General features: G+C 73.5%; 17 protein-coding genes. 4 read left to right on the top strand and 13 right to left on the bottom strand.

Annotated features, from left to right (window positions below):
- Nucleotides 1–11 precede the first annotated feature (11 nt).
- The 4 genes from ACFCZF_RS28380 to ACFCZF_RS28365 all read right to left on the bottom strand — a co-directional run bounded on the left by ACFCZF_RS28380 (nucleotide 12) and on the right by ACFCZF_RS28365 (nucleotide 3,767).
- The gene (locus tag ACFCZF_RS28380) at nucleotides 12–818 is read right to left on the bottom strand and encodes a TIGR04222 domain-containing membrane protein (protein WP_376674041.1); all 807 of its coding nucleotides are present in this window, start codon (nucleotides 816–818) and stop codon (nucleotides 12–14) included.
- Between the two features lie 117 nt (nucleotides 819–935).
- The gene (locus ACFCZF_RS28375) at nucleotides 936–2,297 is read right to left on the bottom strand and encodes a DUF692 domain-containing protein (RefSeq protein ID WP_376674040.1); all 1,362 of its coding nucleotides are present in this window, start codon (nucleotides 2,295–2,297) and stop codon (nucleotides 936–938) included.
- Between the two features lie 112 nt (nucleotides 2,298–2,409).
- The gene (locus tag ACFCZF_RS28370) at nucleotides 2,410–2,982 is read right to left on the bottom strand and encodes a GNAT family N-acetyltransferase (RefSeq protein WP_376674039.1); all 573 of its coding nucleotides are present in this window, start codon (nucleotides 2,980–2,982) and stop codon (nucleotides 2,410–2,412) included.
- A 65-nt stretch (nucleotides 2,983–3,047) separates the two neighbouring features.
- Entirely contained in the window at nucleotides 3,048–3,767 is a 720-nt protein-coding gene (locus ACFCZF_RS28365) for a peptidyl-tRNA hydrolase (RefSeq protein ID WP_376674038.1), read from the bottom strand.
- Between the two features lie 52 nt (nucleotides 3,768–3,819).
- Between ACFCZF_RS28365 and ACFCZF_RS28360 the strand changes: the two genes are divergently transcribed.
- Complete coding sequence (locus ACFCZF_RS28360; protein ID WP_376674037.1) at nucleotides 3,820–4,674, top strand: ATP-binding cassette domain-containing protein; 855 nt, start codon at nucleotides 3,820–3,822, stop codon at nucleotides 4,672–4,674.
- A complete protein-coding gene (locus ACFCZF_RS28355) occupies nucleotides 4,671–5,342 on the top strand; it encodes an ABC transporter (protein ID WP_376674036.1) in 672 nt (223 codons plus the stop codon). Before ACFCZF_RS28360 ends, ACFCZF_RS28355 begins: the two co-directional genes overlap by 4 nt.
- Here the strand turns inward: ACFCZF_RS28355 and ACFCZF_RS28350 are convergent.
- The 9 genes from ACFCZF_RS28350 to zapE form a co-directional block, all read right to left on the bottom strand.
- Entirely contained in the window at nucleotides 5,334–5,531 is a 198-nt protein-coding gene (locus tag ACFCZF_RS28350) for a hypothetical protein (protein ID WP_376674035.1), read from the bottom strand. The two genes, ACFCZF_RS28355 and ACFCZF_RS28350, sit on opposite strands and share 9 nt — an antisense overlap.
- Before the next feature lie 18 nt (nucleotides 5,532–5,549).
- Nucleotides 5,550–6,407, bottom strand: a complete 858-nt coding sequence (locus tag ACFCZF_RS28345; protein WP_376674034.1) for a polysaccharide deacetylase family protein — start codon at nucleotides 6,405–6,407, stop codon at nucleotides 5,550–5,552.
- Nucleotides 6,408–6,506: 99 nt separating this feature from the next.
- Nucleotides 6,507–8,042, bottom strand: a complete 1,536-nt coding sequence (locus ACFCZF_RS28340; protein WP_376674033.1) for an FAD-dependent oxidoreductase — start codon at nucleotides 8,040–8,042, stop codon at nucleotides 6,507–6,509.
- 67 nt (nucleotides 8,043–8,109) lie between these two features.
- On the bottom strand, nucleotides 8,110–9,489 hold the full coding sequence (locus tag ACFCZF_RS28335) for a PhoX family protein (RefSeq protein ID WP_376674032.1): 1,380 nt from the start codon (nucleotides 9,487–9,489) through the stop codon (nucleotides 8,110–8,112).
- Nucleotides 9,490–9,577: 88 nt separating this feature from the next.
- Entirely contained in the window at nucleotides 9,578–10,378 is an 801-nt protein-coding gene (locus ACFCZF_RS28330) for a slipin family protein (protein WP_310870527.1), read from the bottom strand.
- 106 nt (nucleotides 10,379–10,484) lie between these two features.
- Complete coding sequence (locus ACFCZF_RS28325; RefSeq protein ID WP_376674031.1) at nucleotides 10,485–11,990, bottom strand: SulP family inorganic anion transporter; 1,506 nt, start codon at nucleotides 11,988–11,990, stop codon at nucleotides 10,485–10,487.
- Between the two features lie 8 nt (nucleotides 11,991–11,998).
- Complete coding sequence (locus ACFCZF_RS28320) at nucleotides 11,999–12,580, bottom strand: carbonic anhydrase (RefSeq protein WP_375913692.1); 582 nt, start codon at nucleotides 12,578–12,580, stop codon at nucleotides 11,999–12,001.
- 75 nt (nucleotides 12,581–12,655) lie between these two features.
- Nucleotides 12,656–13,054 (bottom strand): hypothetical protein, encoded by a 399-nt coding sequence (locus ACFCZF_RS28315; RefSeq protein ID WP_376674030.1) that lies wholly within the window; start codon nucleotides 13,052–13,054, stop codon nucleotides 12,656–12,658.
- Nucleotides 13,055–13,263: 209 nt separating this feature from the next.
- Nucleotides 13,264–14,406 (bottom strand): cell division protein ZapE, encoded by a 1,143-nt coding sequence (zapE, locus tag ACFCZF_RS28310; RefSeq protein WP_376674029.1) that lies wholly within the window; start codon nucleotides 14,404–14,406, stop codon nucleotides 13,264–13,266.
- Nucleotides 14,407–14,821: 415 nt separating this feature from the next.
- On the opposite strand from zapE, the gene ACFCZF_RS28305 reads away from it, so the two are divergent.
- Together ACFCZF_RS28305 and ACFCZF_RS28300 are read left to right on the top strand one after the other, a co-directional pair.
- Nucleotides 14,822–15,616: a pyrimidine reductase family protein gene (locus ACFCZF_RS28305; RefSeq protein ID WP_376674028.1), complete on the top strand. Its 795-nt coding sequence runs from the start codon at nucleotides 14,822–14,824 to the stop codon at nucleotides 15,614–15,616.
- Nucleotides 15,617–15,772: 156 nt separating this feature from the next.
- Nucleotides 15,773–16,246 (top strand): indole-3-glycerol phosphate synthase, encoded by a 474-nt coding sequence (locus ACFCZF_RS28300; protein WP_310870521.1) that lies wholly within the window; start codon nucleotides 15,773–15,775, stop codon nucleotides 16,244–16,246.
- The last annotated feature ends 84 nt before the right edge of the window (nucleotides 16,247–16,330 follow it).

Here is a 16,330-nt window from a genome sequence, read left to right as displayed (position 1 = left end):
CCCCCGGCGGGTCAGGCCCGGCGCTCCCAGTAGTCCTCGGCGTACTCCTCGATGTACTCCTCGCGGTGGGCGAAGGCCGCGCGCAGGTCCGGTTCGCCGATCGCGTGGACGCCCCGTACGGCGACCGAGGTGAGGTACGTACGGTCGTCCGCCGAGCCGTCGGCGTGCCGGACGAGGGCGCCGATCAGCCGCTGCCCGGCCGGGGAGGCCCAGTTCGAGTACGGGTGGACCTCCATCCGCGTGATGGCGAGGCACCCCAGGGTGAGAGTGAGCGGCAGCGCGAACCACAGGGTGATCAGCAGGCGTGGCTGGTCCGCGGGAAGGGGCAGCGCCAGGGCGGCGGCGCCCAGCGCGCACACGGCCACCGCGGCGACCCGCACCCGTCGCACCCCGGCGGCGACGCCGCAGGCGCCGTCCGGCACGGCGAGGCCCGCGCCGACCAGCCGGTCGGCCAGGCTCCGCACCGCGTCCGCGGTGGCCGCGGTGGTCCGTACCGGCGCTATCCGGGACTGCCCCCCGGGCCCTATCGCCCCTATGACCGACCGCTCCATCTCGTCCCGCCCGCACGGGTCCACGACGGTCGCCCAACCGGTGTGCGCGAGCAGCAGCCGACGCTGGCGCGCCATGGAGACCAGCGTCAGGTCGGCGACCCTGCGAGGGCCACCGGACAGGAACGCCGCCTCGTACAACGTCAGCGCGTGCTCACGGCCGACGGCGTGCGCGTCGACGGCCGCCGCGCGCACGGCGGCCAGACACAGTCGCAGACACGCCAGGCCGGCGACGGCCCAGGCCGACAGGAGCAGAAGGACCCAGAACATGCCGTACTTCTATGCCAAAGGCTTTCGCCGGCGCCATGCCCTGTTCACATTTCGGGACGCAGTGTTGTGGGTATGTGACGTTCCGTTTGGTGATGTCCCGACGGAGCCGCCACCGGATCACCGGCGCAGCAGAACACGCCTGGTCGCACGGGCCCACCGCACCCCCGGACGCTCCGACCGCGGCACCGGCCCCGACCGCTCCAGCCACCACTCCCGCAACTCGCTGCGGACACCGGCATCCTGCGGACGGCCGTTCCGCATCAGGTGCTCGACGAAGTCGAGGGCGTCCCGCCGGTAGCCACCGGTCATCGGGCACTTCTGGGCATAGGCGAGGAAGGCCGGCCGGTACCCCGCGCCGAGGAGCACCGGCAGCTCGGGCGCGACCTTCGCGACCACGTCCGCCCGCTTCCCGGCGAGCGCCCGCGCCTGCACCCCCAGCCGCACCCGGTCGAACCCCTCGGGCACGGGCGTCCCGGCGACCAGCGCGGACAGCAGCGCGGTCTGCGCGAGACCGAGCCGCTGCCGTACGGTGTCGCCGACGCCGGCCCCCGCGGGCGCGGCCCGGCGCGTCGCCGCGCCCGTGTCCGCGCCGGGGTACGCGCCCGTGTCCATGGGCACCTCACCCGCCCGCCCTTTCGCGACAGCGTTGCGGATCGCCTCCACCTCGCCCGCCAACTCCCCGCCCTCGGGGAAGTTCTCGTCGCGCTCCAGCAGCACGCCCGGCGGCGCCACGCGCGAGGCGAGGTCGGTGAGGATGTCGAGCACCGGCTGCGGAACGGGGTGGGCGTGACTGTCGTGCCAGACGCCGTCCCGCTCGAAGCCGCCCGCGACATGGACGTACGCGATGGCCTCCAGGGGCAGTTCGCGGAGCGCCTCGGCCGGGTCCGCACCGAGATTGACGTGGTTGGTGTGCAGGTTCGCCACGTCGATGAGCAGCCGCACCCCCGTCCGGTCGGCCAGCTCGTACAGGAACTGTCCCTCCGTCATCTCCTCGTCCGGCCAGGAGACGAGCGCGGCGATGTTCTCCACGGCGAGCGGCACGGGCAGCGCGTCCTGCGCGATGTGCACGTTCTCGCACAGCACGTCGAGGGCGTCCCGGGTGCGCGGCACGGGCAGCAGGTGTCCCGCCTCCAGGGGCGGGGAGGCGGTCAGCGGCCCGCCCGCCCGGACGAACGCGATGTGCTCGGTGACCAGCGGCGACCCCAGTACCTCCGCCCGCTCGGCCAGCGCCGCCAGTCTTCCCGCGTCCGGCCGCTCGGCGCCGCCGAGCCCGAGCGAGACGCCGTGCGGCACGACGGTCACCCCGCGCTCGCGCAGCCGCAGCAGCGAGTCGGGCAGATGCCCGGGGCAGAGGTTCTCGGACACGGCCTCGACCCAGTCGATGCCGGGCATCCGCTCAACGGCGTCCGCGATCTCCGGACGCCATCCGATACCGGTCCCCAGCCGCGCCGTACGCGCCGTACCCGTCATTCGCTCCATGGTTCGTCCCCCTCCTGCGAACATGCCGGGGATATCGCCCGCCGGGCCCGGCCCGAACCCCGAGCACGACATGTTCAGAGCAACAATTGAGGTTCGCGGCGGCGCCGGACCGTCAGCGCAGGTCGAGCCGCATCAGCACCCGGGGATGGCCGGCCAGCACCGACGTGGTGTCGGCGGCGTGGACGAACCCGGCGCGCTCGAAGTTCCTCCGGAGCCCGGCGTACGCCATGGTCAGGTCGACCCTGGCGTCGCCGTTGTCGAGCGGATACGCCTCGATCACTGGTGCGCCCTGGGAGCGGGCGAAGTCGACCGCCCCGGCGATCAGGGAGTGCGAGATCCCCTTCTTCCGGTGACCGGGCCGTACGCGGACGCACCACAACGACCAGACCGGCAGGTCGTCCACGTGCGGGATCTTGCGGTTGCGCGCGAAGGAGGTGTCCGCACGCGGCGCCACCGCGGCCCAGCCGACCGGCTCGTCACCGTCGTAGGCGAGCACTCCCGGAGGCGGTCCCGTACGGCACAGTTCGGCGACGTAGGCGCCCCGGGCCGGGCCGCGCAGCTCGTTGTTGACCTTGGAGGGGACGCGGTAGCTCAGGCACCAGCAGACGTTGGACGTCGGCGACTTCGGACCGAGCAGGGTCCGGACGTCCTCGAAGACCGAGGCCGGGCGCACGTCGATGGTCATGGCACCACGATGGCACGGCGCCCAGGCCGACGCCTCCGGTTCACCCGCCCCGACGGACCGGCCGGCTACCGCAACGCCGGATGATCCGCCACCACCGTGCACGACCCCGGCGCGATCTCCGTGTACCCCGCGTCACGGACCACCGGCAGGCCGCTCGTCGTGAGGCCGCGCCAGCGGGCCGGGTCCGGAGTGCGCACCGCCAGCGGGTAGCCCGCGTCCCGCCAGGCGGCCCGAGCCGCGTCGTCCAGCTCCCACCAGGCGAGCTGCGCGCCGTGCCCGGCCTGGGCCATCGCCTTGCCGGCCGACATGTCCAGGTCGGGGCTCATCCAGAGCACCGGCGCGGAGAGGTCGGCGTCGACCGGCGGCTCCGGGTCGTCGAGATCGGTGCCGGAGACCTGGAGCCGGGCCAGGTCCTTGGGCCACCCGTCCAGCGGGACCGGCGGGAAGACCCGCACCTCCGCCGTCTTGCCGGTGACCGTGATGCCGGGCAGCGCCTCGGCCCGCCGCCACTCGGCGCCCCGCGCCCGCCGCACGACCTTGCGGATGCGCGCGTCCTGCCAGTCCCGCATCGCCCGCGCCCACTCGCCGTCGCCGGTCGACCGCTCGTCGCCGAGCATCACCAGCACCGCCCGGGCCGCGGTCTCCAGCGCGTCGGTACGGGGCGGCGGCGCCGCCCGCTCGATGCGGACGACCAGCGGCAGCACGAACTGCGGCGCGAGGTCGCGGTCGCCGGGCTCGGGGCGGAAGGGACTGTCGGGGACGGGAGTCGTCGGCTCGTTGCTCACGCCGACCAGTCTGCCAAGCCACGAGAGCACGAGAGCACGAGAGGATGACTCCATGCGATGCGAGCTACGACTGGACGGCGTCGGCCGACGGTACGGTTTGCGCGGGCCCTGGGTGCTGCGCGGCGTCGACCTGAGCGTGGAGCCCGGCACCCTCGTTCGTGTCGAGGGCACCAACGGCACCGGTAAGTCGACCCTGCTGCGCCTGCTCGCCGGGATCGACGCCCCCACCGAGGGCCGGGTCACCGGCCGCCCGCGCACGGCCTACGTCCCCGAACGCTTCCCGCCCGCCCTGCCCTTCACCGCCGCCGCCTACCTCACCCACCTCGGCACCGTGCACGGGCTCTCCCGCCGGGCGGCGGCGCGTGCGGCCGGGCAGTGGCTGGAGCGGCTGGGGGCCGCCGGGTACGCCGCCACGCCGCTGGCCCGGCTGTCGAAGGGGAGCAGTCAGAAGGTGGCCGTGGCGCAGGCCCTGCTCGCCGGGCCGGAGCTGCTCGTGCTCGACGAGGCCTGGACCGGGCTGGACACCGACGCCCGGGCCGAGTTGGAACGGGCGGTCGCCGAACGGACCGCTTCCGGCGGTGCCGTCGTCTTCGTCGACCACGACCCGCGCCGCCTGGCCGGCGCGCCCGACGCCGTGTACACCGTGCGGGACGGCACCCTGCACCGCCGTACCGAACCCGCCGGGGCCCCGGCCGGACCGTGCGTCGCGGTGCGGGTGCGGGGGCCGGCCGGCGCCGGCCTGCCCGCCGACGTGGTGCGGATCGCCGCCTCCGCCGAGGAGAGCGACCCCGGTCGCTACGACCTCACCGTCCCCGCCTCCCACTCCGACGTGCTGCTGCGCACGCTGCTGACCGCCCGGCCGCCGTGGCACGTGGTGAGCGTGCACGCCCAGGAGGGCCCGCGATGACCGCCCTGCTCCGCTACCAGGCCGCCCTGCTGCTGCGCTCTCAGCGCTGGCTGCCGCCCGTCGTCCTGTACGCCGCCGCGCTCGGCATCGGCGTACAGGGCGGGCAGCCGGTGCTCGACTCGCTGGGCTGGGCGGCGGCCGTGCTGCTGCCGGTCGCGGCCTGGCTGGTGCGGATCTGCGTCACCGGCGAGCCGCCCGCCGCCCGGGGATGCGTGTCGGCGGCGCGCGGACCCGCGCGTGCCCACCTGGCCTGTCTGCTGGTGGCGCTCGGCGCCGCGGTCGTACTGGGTGCGGCGGCCACCGTCGTCGTGACGCTGATCAGCGACCCGGTGAGCACGGACCACGGCACGCGCGTGCCCCCGCTCGCGGCGGGCGGCGCCGGACTGCTCGCCGCGCTGGTGTGCGCCCTGCTCGGCACCGCAGTCGGCGCGCTCACCGCCTGGCCGCTGCTGCGCTCGCCCGGCCGCGCGGTCCCGGCACTGCTGCTGGCGGCTCTGTTCGCGCTGGTGGCCTCGGGGTCCCCTGCGCGGGCGGCGGTCAGTGGCCTGGTCACCGGGTCGAAGTCGGGAGTGGTACCCCTGCCGCTGCTTCCGCTGGCCGTGGCGGCCGTCGTCGCCGTGGCCGCGACCGCCGCGGCCTGTGCGCTCAGCTCGCGGAGATCAGCCTGAGCAGGCCGTGCGCTGGGCCTCCTGCCACTCGCAGACCGGGCAGAAGGTGATGCCCTTGTACGACTCGGGATACTCCGTCGGCTCCCGGCACAGCACGCACTCCGCGTACGGCGGGCCGTCGGCCTTGGGCGGCCGGGTCGCGTCGATCAGACAGTAGTCGTTGGGACCGGTGTCCTCGTCGCTGCTCATCTCTCCAGGGTAGGCCCGTCAGGCGCGGCCGTTCGCGGTGCCGATCAGCTCCGAGACCTTCACGAAGCGGTAGCCCTGGCGGCGCAGCTCGGGCACGACCTTCCGCACCGCCTCCTCGGTCACCGGGGCGGCGCTGCGGGTGCAGTGCATGACGACGACCGAACCCGGCCGCACCCCGTCCAGCACCTGCCGGGCCACCGCGTCGGCGTCCGTCGCGAACGCGTCCCCGCTCACCACGTCCCACTGGACGGCGGTGACGCCGGTGGCGGCCAGTTCCCTGAGGGCCGCCTGGTCGTAACAGCCGCCGGGGAAACGGAAGTACGGCATCGCGTCCCGCACCCCGGCCTTGCGGAACGCCGCGTACGCCCGTTCCACGTCCGAGCGCATCCGCTCCTCGGACACGTTCGGCAGGCCGTAGCAGTCGTCGGTGTAGGCGTAGTGGCTGTAGGAGTGGTTCGCGATCTCGAACTGCGGGTTCCGGCCGATGGACCGGGCCTCGTCCGGGTACTCCTCGGCCCACCGGCCGGTCATGAACACCGTGGCGGGTACTTTCAGCTCCCGCAGGGTCGCGATCAGCCGCGGATTGTCGAACCGTTCGCCCGCCGCCGCACGCGGCCCCTGGTCGGCGGTCATGTCGGCGTCGAAGGTGAGGGCGACCGTCTTGCCGTCCGCACGCGGACCGTGCTCGAAGACGGGGGTCAGGCCCGCGGGGCCGGGGGCGAGCGTCGGAGGCCGGGACGGGGCCGGCTTCGACGGGGCGGCGGAGGACGCGGTCGGCGCCGGGCGGGGGGCCTGCGGGGCCTCGGCGGTCCCGCAGGCGGCGAGGGCGGCGCCCAGAACACACAGGGCGGTTGCGCGTCGTACGAGAGTGATCACCGTACGAACGTATGAGTGTGTTGTTCTGTATGTACGACTATGGGGGGTGACGTGCCCGAGGGGTCACCCTCTCGGGTCAGAACGGTTCGGCGGCGCCGGTCAGATGTCCCGCTGCTCCAGGGGCTTCGTCGCCGGGCCCTCGATCACCTTGCCGTCCGTGCCGAAGCGGGAGCCGTGGCAGGGGCACTCCCAGGCGCGTTCCGCCGCGTTGAAATTGACCAGGCAGCCGAGGTGGGTGCAGCGCGGCGAGACGGCGTGCAGTGCGCCCGCCTCGTCCCGGTAGACCGCGAGCCGGTCGCCGCCCGCCCGGACGACGGCGCCCTCGCCCGGCGGCAGGGCGTCCACCGGCGGGGAAGGCTTGAGCCGGTCGCCGACGAAGTGGCGGGCGACCTCGGCCTGCGTCTTGAGGAACGTCGGCGCCTCACGCACCGCCGTGCGCAGCCGGCGCGGATCGTACAGCTCGCTCCACGCGCACTCCTCGCCGGTGATCTGCGCGGTGAGCAGCAGGCCCGCCATCATGCCGCCGCTCAGCCCCCAGCCGCCGAAGCCGGTGGCGACGTACGTGTGGTGCGCGCCCGGGTGCAGCGGGCCCACCATCGGCACGGTGTCGGTCGGGTCGATGTCCTGCGTGGCCCAGGCGTGGGTGAGGTCGACGCCGGGGAAGTGCTCGCCGGCCCAGGCGGACAGGCGGTCGAAGCGCTCCCGGGTGTCGCCCGTGCCGGGCGTGAAGTGCTCCCCGGTGACGACGAGCAGCCGGCGGCCCGAGCCGTCGCCCGCGTCGGCCAGGGGCGCCGTACGGACCGAGCGCGTGTTCTCGTCCGGCGTGATGTACATGCCGTCGACATCGCGGTCCGCCTCGATGCTCCCGGCGACGACCAGTTCCCGGCGCGGGGAGAGGCGGGCGAAGAGCAGGGCCCGGTCGAAGATCGGGTAGTGGGTGGCGACCACCACGTCCCGGGCGGTCACCGTCGCTCCCGCCCCGGTCGACACGCGGCACGGCTCGCCCTCGTCCAGGCCGTGGACGGTGGTGTTCTCGAAGATCCGGCCGCCGTGCGCCTCCAGGTCGTCGGCGAGGGCCAGCAGGTACTTGCGCGGGTGGAACTGGGCCTGCCCGGTGACCTCGACCGCGCCCGCGACCGGGAACGGCAGCGCCGTCTCCGTCACGAACGACGCCGGCAGCCCCGCCTCCTTCGCCGCGGCCGCCTCGGCCCGCAGCTCGTCCACGCGGCCCGCGTCGCAGACGTACGTGTAGGCGCTACGGGTCTCCCAGTCGCAGTCGATGCCCAGCTCGGCCACGATCTCGGCGGCGTGCTCGATCGCCTCGGACTGCGAGCGGGCGTACAGGCGGGCGCCCTGGGGGCCGCGGGTGCGGCGCAGCTTGTCGTAGATCAGCGTGTGCTGGGCGGTCAGCTTGGCGCTGGTGTGGCCGGTGACACCGGCGGCGACCCGCCCGGCCTCCAGCACCGCCACACTGCGCCCGGCCCGCGCCAGTTCCCAGGCGGTGCTGAGACCGGCGACGCCGGCGCCGATCACGGCGACGTCGACGTCGAGGTCCTCCGCGAGGGCGGGGCGCGGCACACCGCCCGGTGCCGTCTGAAGCCAGTACGAGCCGTTGACCTGCGGATTCTCCGTCATGCGGCCCCGAGTACCCCGTAGCCGCGGCTTCAGTGACCGGGCGGTGCGCACGCCCCCGGGAGGCGCGCTACCTGCGCCAGGGGCCCGTCACCGCGAACGTCGTCCCGGGTGTGTAGCAGTTGACGTACATCGTGTCGCCGTCGGGGGAGAAGGTGACCCCGGCGAACTCACCCCACTCCGGTTCCTCCGGAGTCCCGATGTTCTGGGCGCCGCGGGCCATCGCGTACACCTCGCCGCGCCTGGTCACGCCGTAGACGTGCTGGGCGCCACTGCCGTCCTCGCAGACCATGAGGCCGCCGCTGGGGGCCAGGCAGATGTTGTCGGGGGACTCGCCGGGGAGCTGGACGTCGGTGTCCGGGCCGAACACGATCACCAGTGTGAGCCGGCGCCGCTCGGGGTCGTAGCGCCAGATCTGCCCGTAGTGGTCGCCCGCCGAGCCCTCCGCGCTGCGGGCGAAGGACGACACGAAGTAGACGCTGCGCCCGCCCCAGTAGCAGCCCTCCAGCTTCTGCGCGTGGGTGATGCCGCCCCGGCCGAAGTCCTGGTGCCGGATGGGAGTCTCGGCGGCCAGCGGGTCGGGTACGTCGACCCACTCGACGCCGTCGAAGCAGGCGCCCGTCTCCTGGATCGAGGACAGGTCGGGCACGCCGGGCACGCGCATCGCCTGGAGCCGGCCGCCGGCCCGCAGCGAGCCGGTCCCGCCCAGCGGCTTCTCGGGCAGGAACCGGTAGAAGAGACCGAACGGCCGCTCGAACGCGTCCTCCGTCTCGTACACGACACCCCGCCGCGGGTCCACGGCGATCGCCTCGTGCTGGAAGCGGCCCATCGCGGTCAGCGGCACCGCGCCGGTGCGGTGCGGGTCGGCGGGATCGACCTCGAAGATGAACCCGTGGTCCTTGGTATAGCCGTTGGTGCCGGCCTTGTCCTCGGTCTCCTCGCAGGTCAGCCAGGTGTGCCACGGAGTGGGCCCGCCCGCGCAGTTCACCGCCGTACCGGCGATCGCGACCCGCTCGTCGCGGACGTGGCCCCGGGAGTCCAGGGTCAGGGCCGTACAGCCGCCCTTGCCCTCCGGGTCGTACGTCAGCCCCTTCACCGTGGGGACGGGGACCTTGCCGTTGGCACGGTTCTCGTGGTTGCGCACGAGGTGGACGCCCCCGTGGCGGCCCCGGGAACGCGCGGCGAAGGCCGCCATGCCGTCGTGGTTGGACGGGACCGGGCCCTCGCCGGAGCGCAGCTCGTCGCCCTCGCGGGACAAAACCCGGTAGTGGAACCCTCTGGGCAGGTCGAGCAGGCCGTCGGGGTCGGGGACCAGCGGGCCGTAGCCGGTGTGGCCAAGGGACTGCGCGGCGGCGGTGCCGACGAAGAGTTCGGAGAGGGCTCCGGTGAAGGCGATGCCTGCGCCAAGGGCTCCCGTGCGTGCGAGTACCTGGCGTCGGGTTGCGGACATGGGGTGACCTTCCTGCTGGCGGACAGGATTGCGACCCGCTGTGTCTATCACCTGGCACGTTTCCCGGGAACCACGCGCGCTACACGCGTCACATGCCGGCCGGCCGCTCCGGGGTCTGGCCCAGCGGCGCCCGCTGCGGGTTCTCCAAGAACCGCAGCAGCTCCACCGGGAAGGGCAGCACCAGCGTCGAGTTCTTCTCCGCGGCCACCGCCACCACCGTCTGCAACAGCCGCAGTTGCAGCGCGGCCGGCGTCTCCGACATCTCCCGCGCGGCCTCGGCGAGCACCTTGGACGCCTGGCGCTCGGCGTCCGCGTTGATGACCCGGGCCCGCCGCTCGCGGTCGGCCTCGGCCTGCCGGGCCATCGAGCGCTTCATGGTCTCGGGCAGCGACACGTCCTTGATCTCGACGCGGTCGATCTGCACGCCCCAGCCGATGGCCGGGCTGTCGATCATCAGCTCCAGGCCCTGGTTCAGCTTCTCCCGGTTGGACAGCAGGTCGTCCAGGTCGCTCTTGCCGATGATGGACCGCAGCGATGTCTGGGCCATCTGGGACACGGCGAACTTGTAGTCCTCGACGCGGATGAGCGCGTAGGCGGCGTCGACCACCTTGAAGTAGACGACCGCGTCCACGCGGACGGTCACGTTGTCCCGGGTGATGCCCTCCTGGGCGGGCACCGGCATCGTCACGATCTGCATGTTGACCTTGTGCAGCCGGTCCACCACCGGGACGATCATGGTGAAGCCGGGTTGCCGCACCTCACCGGCGAGTCGGCCGAGCCGGAGGACGACCCCGCGCTCGTACTGCTTGACGATCCGCGCCGCCGACGCGATGTACAGCACCCCGGCGCTTCCGGCGGCGGCAGCCGCGGTCAGCAGCTCCTGGAGCATGGCGACCTCCTCGCCCAGAGGGCCGTTTCGCCTACTCCTGTCACGATATGCCGGAAGCCCGGTCCGAGGCCATGCCCCGGACCGGGCCTCCCGTGCATCGATGGGACTACACGGCCGCCGTCGCCGGTTCGGTGACCTTCACCGGGTCCGTACCGGTGGCGCTGTGCCGCTCGGCCCAGTTCTCCAGCGCGGTGCGGCAGGCGTGGTCCAGGTGGTGCAGCCCGGACAGGTCCAGCTCGACCGGGCGGTCCTGCGGCAGCGCCTCCAGGCTCTCCAGGATCTTCGGCAGCCGCAGGAAGGTCGCGTTGCCCGACAGGTGCGCCTGGATGGGACCGGCGCCCTTGTCGACGACCTCCAGCTTGAGGTGGGAAGCCTCCCAGGCGGTCTTGACCACGGACAGGGCCAGACCGATCAGCACGCCCTCGAACATGTTGACCGCGACGATCGACACGGCCGTGACCACCAGGATCAGCGCCTCGCCCCGGTGCTCGCGCCACAGCGGCACGATGCCGCGGAACGGGATCAGCTTCCATCCCGCGTGGACCAGGATGCCCGCCAGCGCGGGCAGCGGGATCAGGGCCAGCACGGACGGCAGCAGCGCGGCGAACAGCAGCAGCCACACGCCGTGCAGCACCCGGGACGCCTTGGTGCGCGCGCCCGCGTTGACGTTGGTGGAACTGCGCACGATGACCGCGGTCATCGGCAGCGCGCCGAGGATGCCGCACACCGTGTTGCCCGCGCCCTGCGCCATCAGCTCCTTGTTGTACTCGGTGCGCGGGCCCTTGTGCAGCCGGTCCACCGCGGCGGCGCTGAACAGGCTCTCCGCCGAGGCGATCAGGGTGAAGGCGACGATCGTGCCGAGGATGCCCACGCTCGCCAGTTCGCCGAAGGCGTCGGCGCCGGGCGGCTGGATCACGTCCAGCAGGCCGCTGACCTCGACGGTCGCCACCGACAGTCCGAAGACCGCCGTGACCGCCGTGGCCAGGCCGACCGCGGCCAGCGCGCCCGGCACGGTCTGCACCCGCTTCGGCAGCCGCTTCCACAGCACCATCACCGCGACGGTGCCCGCGCCGAGGGCGAGCGAGGTGAGCGCCTCGGTGCTGCCCAGCGCGTCGGCGGCGGCTCCGGGCAGCCCGGTGAGCTTGTCGAGGCCGGAGGCGGGCGCCTCCAGACCGGCCGCCGAGTAAAGCTGGCCGGCGATGAGCACGAGGCCGATGCCGGCGAGCATGCCCTCGACGACCGACAGGGAGATGGCCCGGAACCAGCGCCCCAGCTTCAGGGCGCCCATCGCGAGCTGGATGAGGCCGGCGGCCAGCACGATCACGCCGAGCGCGGGCAGCCCGTACTCGTCGACCGCGCCGAAGACCAGCACCGTCAGGCCCGCGGCCGGACCGGACACCTGAAGGCTGCTGCCCGGCAGGAAGCCGGTGACGAGACCGCCCACGATGCCCGTGACCAGGCCGAGTTCGGCCGGGACACCGGAGGCGACGGCGACGCCCACGCACAGTGGGAGGGCGACCAGGAACACGACCAGCGAGGCGGTGAAGTCCTGCCGCAGATGGGGGAACTTCCGGGAGTTCTCGGATCGCGGGTTCTCGGATATGGCGTTCATGCCGGCGCTCACAGCGTCTCGAACGTGTCGGTGTCCGCGTGGTGTTCGCGTACGACTCCGGTGTGGACCTCGTAGTACCAGCCGCGCATCCGCAGCCGGCCGTCCGTCAGCCGCCGCTCGACACAGGGGTAGGAGCGCAGCCGCAGCAGCTGTGCCAGGACGTGGTGCCGCACGGCCTCGGCGACCGTCGGGTCGGCGGGGTCGCACGGCTTCGGCTCGTCCGCGGCGTGCGCCAGCCAGTCGCGCACGGCGGGTACGGCGGACAGGTCGTCGCCGCGCACCAGGGCGCCGACGGCGCCGCAGTGCGAGTGGCCGCAGACCACGATGTCGGTGACGCCGAGCACTTCCACGGCGTACTCGATGGTGGCCGCCTCGCCGGTCGGGCGCTCGGCGCCGTACGGCGGGACGATGTTGCCCGCGGTGCGCAGCTCGAAGAGCCGGCCGGGCCCGGCACCCGTGATCAGGGCGGGTACGACCCGGGAGTCGGAGCAGGTGATGAACAGGACTTCGGGCGACTGGCCTTCGGCGAGCCCGGCGAACTCCTCAGGGCGCTGTCCGTACGTGCGGGCGTTGTCGATGAGGGGCTGCATGATGTGGTGATTCCTCCTGGCGCGCTGTGGGGGCGCGTCGGACGGGCAGGACAGAGGTGGGAATGTTCCGGTCCCTCAGCAGCGGAAGACCTGAAGTGCCGCCGGGGAGCGGTCCGGCGCGGATCTCGGCCGGTGTCCCGTCGCACGGCCGGACATGGCAGGTTCGGGCGCCGCCGCGCCGCGCTGCCGCAGATACGGGCGTTCGGGAGCCTCGGGCTGGGGCGCGGCGGTGGTGCGGTGCCGGTCGCGGACGCGCGGGGAACTGTTCGGGTGCCCGGACCGGCCGACGTCGTGGCAGGTGACGGTCTCGTCGTGCGATGCCATGCCGGTGAGGGTGGTTCCGGGATGGGCATTGGCCACGGCATCACGGCTCGTATGCGCGGATGCGAAGGGTGCGCCGGGAGCGAAGGCCACCAGGGCGATCAGGACGGCGGCGAGGAACGCAACCGCGGTCCGGGCCGTCGTGGCTCGCAACCTACGCCCCCCTCCAGGCAGTTCTCGCCAGTGGCATGTGCCGACACATGGCCGACGCAAGGTCAATGCACTGCCAACGCATGGTCAATGCGCGGTCAAGAAACACGTTAACCCTGCAAAGAGCTTTGCAGGGTTAACGCAGCGTTACGAGCTGAAGAGAGCCTGAAAGTCGCGGGTGAGTTGGCGGGAACAGGCCGTTCCGGCCGCGCTCAGGCGGTGTCGACCAGGCGTGCCGCATCCCGGGCCAGCGCGGTGAGCCGGGAGATCGCCCGGAAGTACTTCTTGCGGTACCCGCCCTTCAGCATCTCCTCGCTGAAGAGCCGGTCGAACGGCAGCCCGGAGGCCAGGACGGGCACCTCACGGTCGTAGAGCCGGTCCGCGAGCACCACGAGGCGCAGTGCCGTCGACTGGTCCGGCACCGAGCGCACCCCGGTGAGGCACACGGCCGTGAGGCCGTCGGTCAGGGCGCCGTAACGGCTGGGGTGGACGCGGGCGAGGTGGTCGAGGAGCGCGGGGAAGTCGTCCAGGGAGGCGCCCTCGGTGGCCCGCGCCGCGCGGGTCACCTGCTCGTCGGAGTACGGGGCCGGCGCCTCGGGCAGGCCGCGGTGGCGGTAGTCCTCGCCATCGATGCGCAGGGCGCGGAAGTGGGCGGACAGGCCCTGGATCTCGCGCAGGAAGTCGGCCGCCGCGAAGCGGCCCTCGCCGAGCTTGCCCGGCAGTGTGTTGGAGGTGGCGGCGAGCGCCACGCCCGCCTCGACCAGCCGGGCGAGCAGGCTGGAGACGAGGACGGTGTCGCCGGGGTCGTCGAGCTCGAACTCGTCGATGCAGAGGAGACGGTGCCCGGAGAGAGTCTGCACGGTCTGCTGGAAGCCGAGGGCACCGACGAGGTTGGTCAGCTCCACGAAGGTGCCGAACGCCTTGCGGGAGGGCTCGGCGGGGGTGGCGTGCCACAGGGAGGCCAGCAGGTGGGTCTTGCCGACGCCGTAGCCGCCGTCGAGGTAGACGCCGCGGGGGCCGGCGGGGGGCTTCGGGGCCTTGCTTCTGCCGAGACCGAGACCGAGGCCGAAGAGGCCGCGCCTGCCGGTGGCGGCCGGGGTCCCGTCCAGTCCGGTCGCGAAGTCCTCCAGGACCCGGACGGCCTCGCTCTGGCTGGGCTGGTTCGGGTCCGGGATGTAGGTGCTGAAGCGCACCGAGTCGAAGCGGGGTGGGGGCACCATCTCGGCGACCAGGCGGTCCGCGGGGACGCGCGGCTCGCGGGCGCACAGGGACAGCGGGGCGGAGGCGGGCTCCGTCCCGGCTATCGGGGGGCGACCGGAGGGGGCGGAACCGGGGGCGGGGGAGGAGGACGACACGGGGGTCCATGGTAGGGCCTGTCCGGGGGGTGCCGGGCGGTGTGGGGGGTGTGACGTGGGTCGGTGCGGGTGCGGGTGCGGGTGCGGGTGCGGGAGCGTGGGGGCGGGGGGTGCGTGTGCCCGGACCGTGCGTTGTTCGGTTGCCCGGTGGGGGCTGGGCGGGGGTGGGGTGCGCGGCCCGGCGTTGCGGGGTGCCGCCGCGCCCACCCGTGCCGCCCTTGGCGGCACGATTGCCCGCGGCTGCGCGGCTGCGCGGCTGCGCGGCTGCGCGGTTGCGCGGTTGCGGGGCTGCGGGGCTGCGGGGCTGCGGGGTTGCGCGGCTGCGCGCGCGGTCGCGGGCTGTGCGGTTGCGGGGCCGCGGGCTGCGCGGATGCGTGCGCGGTTCGGTTGGTCGGTGCGTGGAACACTGCACGGCATGCGACGCCTGTTCCCCGTGACCCCTGTGACCGATCAGACAGCCGGACCGGGCTCCGACGGGACCGATCGGGAGTGGAGCCTCGCCGAGCTGGCCGCCGCCTACGCCTATCCCGGACAGGACGGGCGGCCGGGGGCGTGGCTGCGGGCGAACATGGTCTCCACCCTCGACGGTGCCGCCCAGCACGACGGCCGGTCCCAGCCCATCTCCAGCGCGGCCGACATGCGCATCTTCGGCACCCTGCGCGCCCTGGCGGACGTGGTGGTCGCCGGCGCCGAGACCGTACGCCAGGAGGGGTACCGCCCGGCACGCTCGCGTGCGGAGTTCGCGGAGCTGCGGCGGGCGGCCGGGCAGAGCCCCGCGCCGGCGATCGCGGTGGTCAGCGCGAGCCTGGAGCTGGACTTCTCCCTGCCGTTGTTCACCTCGCCGCTGGTACCCACCCTGGTCCTGACCGGCGCGGCCGCGGCCCCGGCCCGGATCGCGGCCGCCGAGAAGGCCGGCGCCCGGGTGGTGATCGCCGGTGACGGCGTCGGCGTGGACCCCGCCCGTGCCGTCGACGCGCTCGTCGGGCTCGGTCACACCCGGCTGCTGACCGAGGGCGGACCACGGCTGCTGGGGCAGTTCGTCACGGCCGGGGTGCTCGACGAGCTGTGCCTGACCGTCTCGCCGATGCTCACCGCGGGTGACGCGCAGCGCATCGCGGGCGGACCCTCGGTCGAGGTCCCGCGGCGGTTCGCGCTCGCGTCCCTGCTTGAGGAGGAGGGCTTCCTCTTCACCCGGTACCGGCGTGACTGAGGGAATCGGTGGAATCTACCGTTCCGCTTAGTCCGCGCCGGGCACACTGAATCCGGCAGTACCCGTGCGATCACGGGGCAGGATGGTTTCCGCAGGGACCGGTAAGGCCTACGGAGGGTGGGCCCGACGGTCCCTCGAAGGAGAAGGGGCGCCTGAGTGTTCACAAGCGTTTTGATGATCGAGAAGGCCCTGACGTCCGCCGACGTGGAGTTCGTCACCACCTTGCACGGGGAGGAGGCGGTCGCCTTCCACGTGCTGCTCCAGCCGCGCGGCGATCAGGCGGACAGGCTGCTGAGAGCCATCGACGACGTCGCGCTCGGCGAGCTCGACGACGCCGTACGCGAGGGCGAGACGCCCGAGGGCCAGGAGGCGCAGAGCGTCGGGCAGCGGGCACTGGAGGTGTCCCTCACCGCCCTGCGCGCGTCCGGCGCCGAGGCCGAGGGCCGCCTGATCGAGGACCACCCGCTCGACGAGCTCAAGTCCCTGGTCCTGGAGATCGGGGCCGACGAGGTGATCGTCCTGACCGATCCGCACTACGTGGAGGAGTTCTTCCACCGGGACTGGGCCTCGCGGGCCCGGCACAAGGTCGGCGTACCGGTCCTGAAACTGTTCTCCCACAGCAAGGCATAGGCTGGGGCCGCGCTCCAGGACCCCGCGCCGGGGGCGCGCCCGCCAGCACGACCACCGCTCGCGAGCAGCACGCTCGCAAGCACC

This window comes from Streptomyces sp. NPDC056296 (assembly GCF_042268605.1).
Classification (GTDB): Bacteria; Actinomycetota; Actinomycetes; order Streptomycetales; family Streptomycetaceae; genus Streptomyces.
The sequence above is the reverse complement of the archived record's forward strand: the minus strand, read 5'-3'. Positions and strand labels throughout refer to the sequence as shown.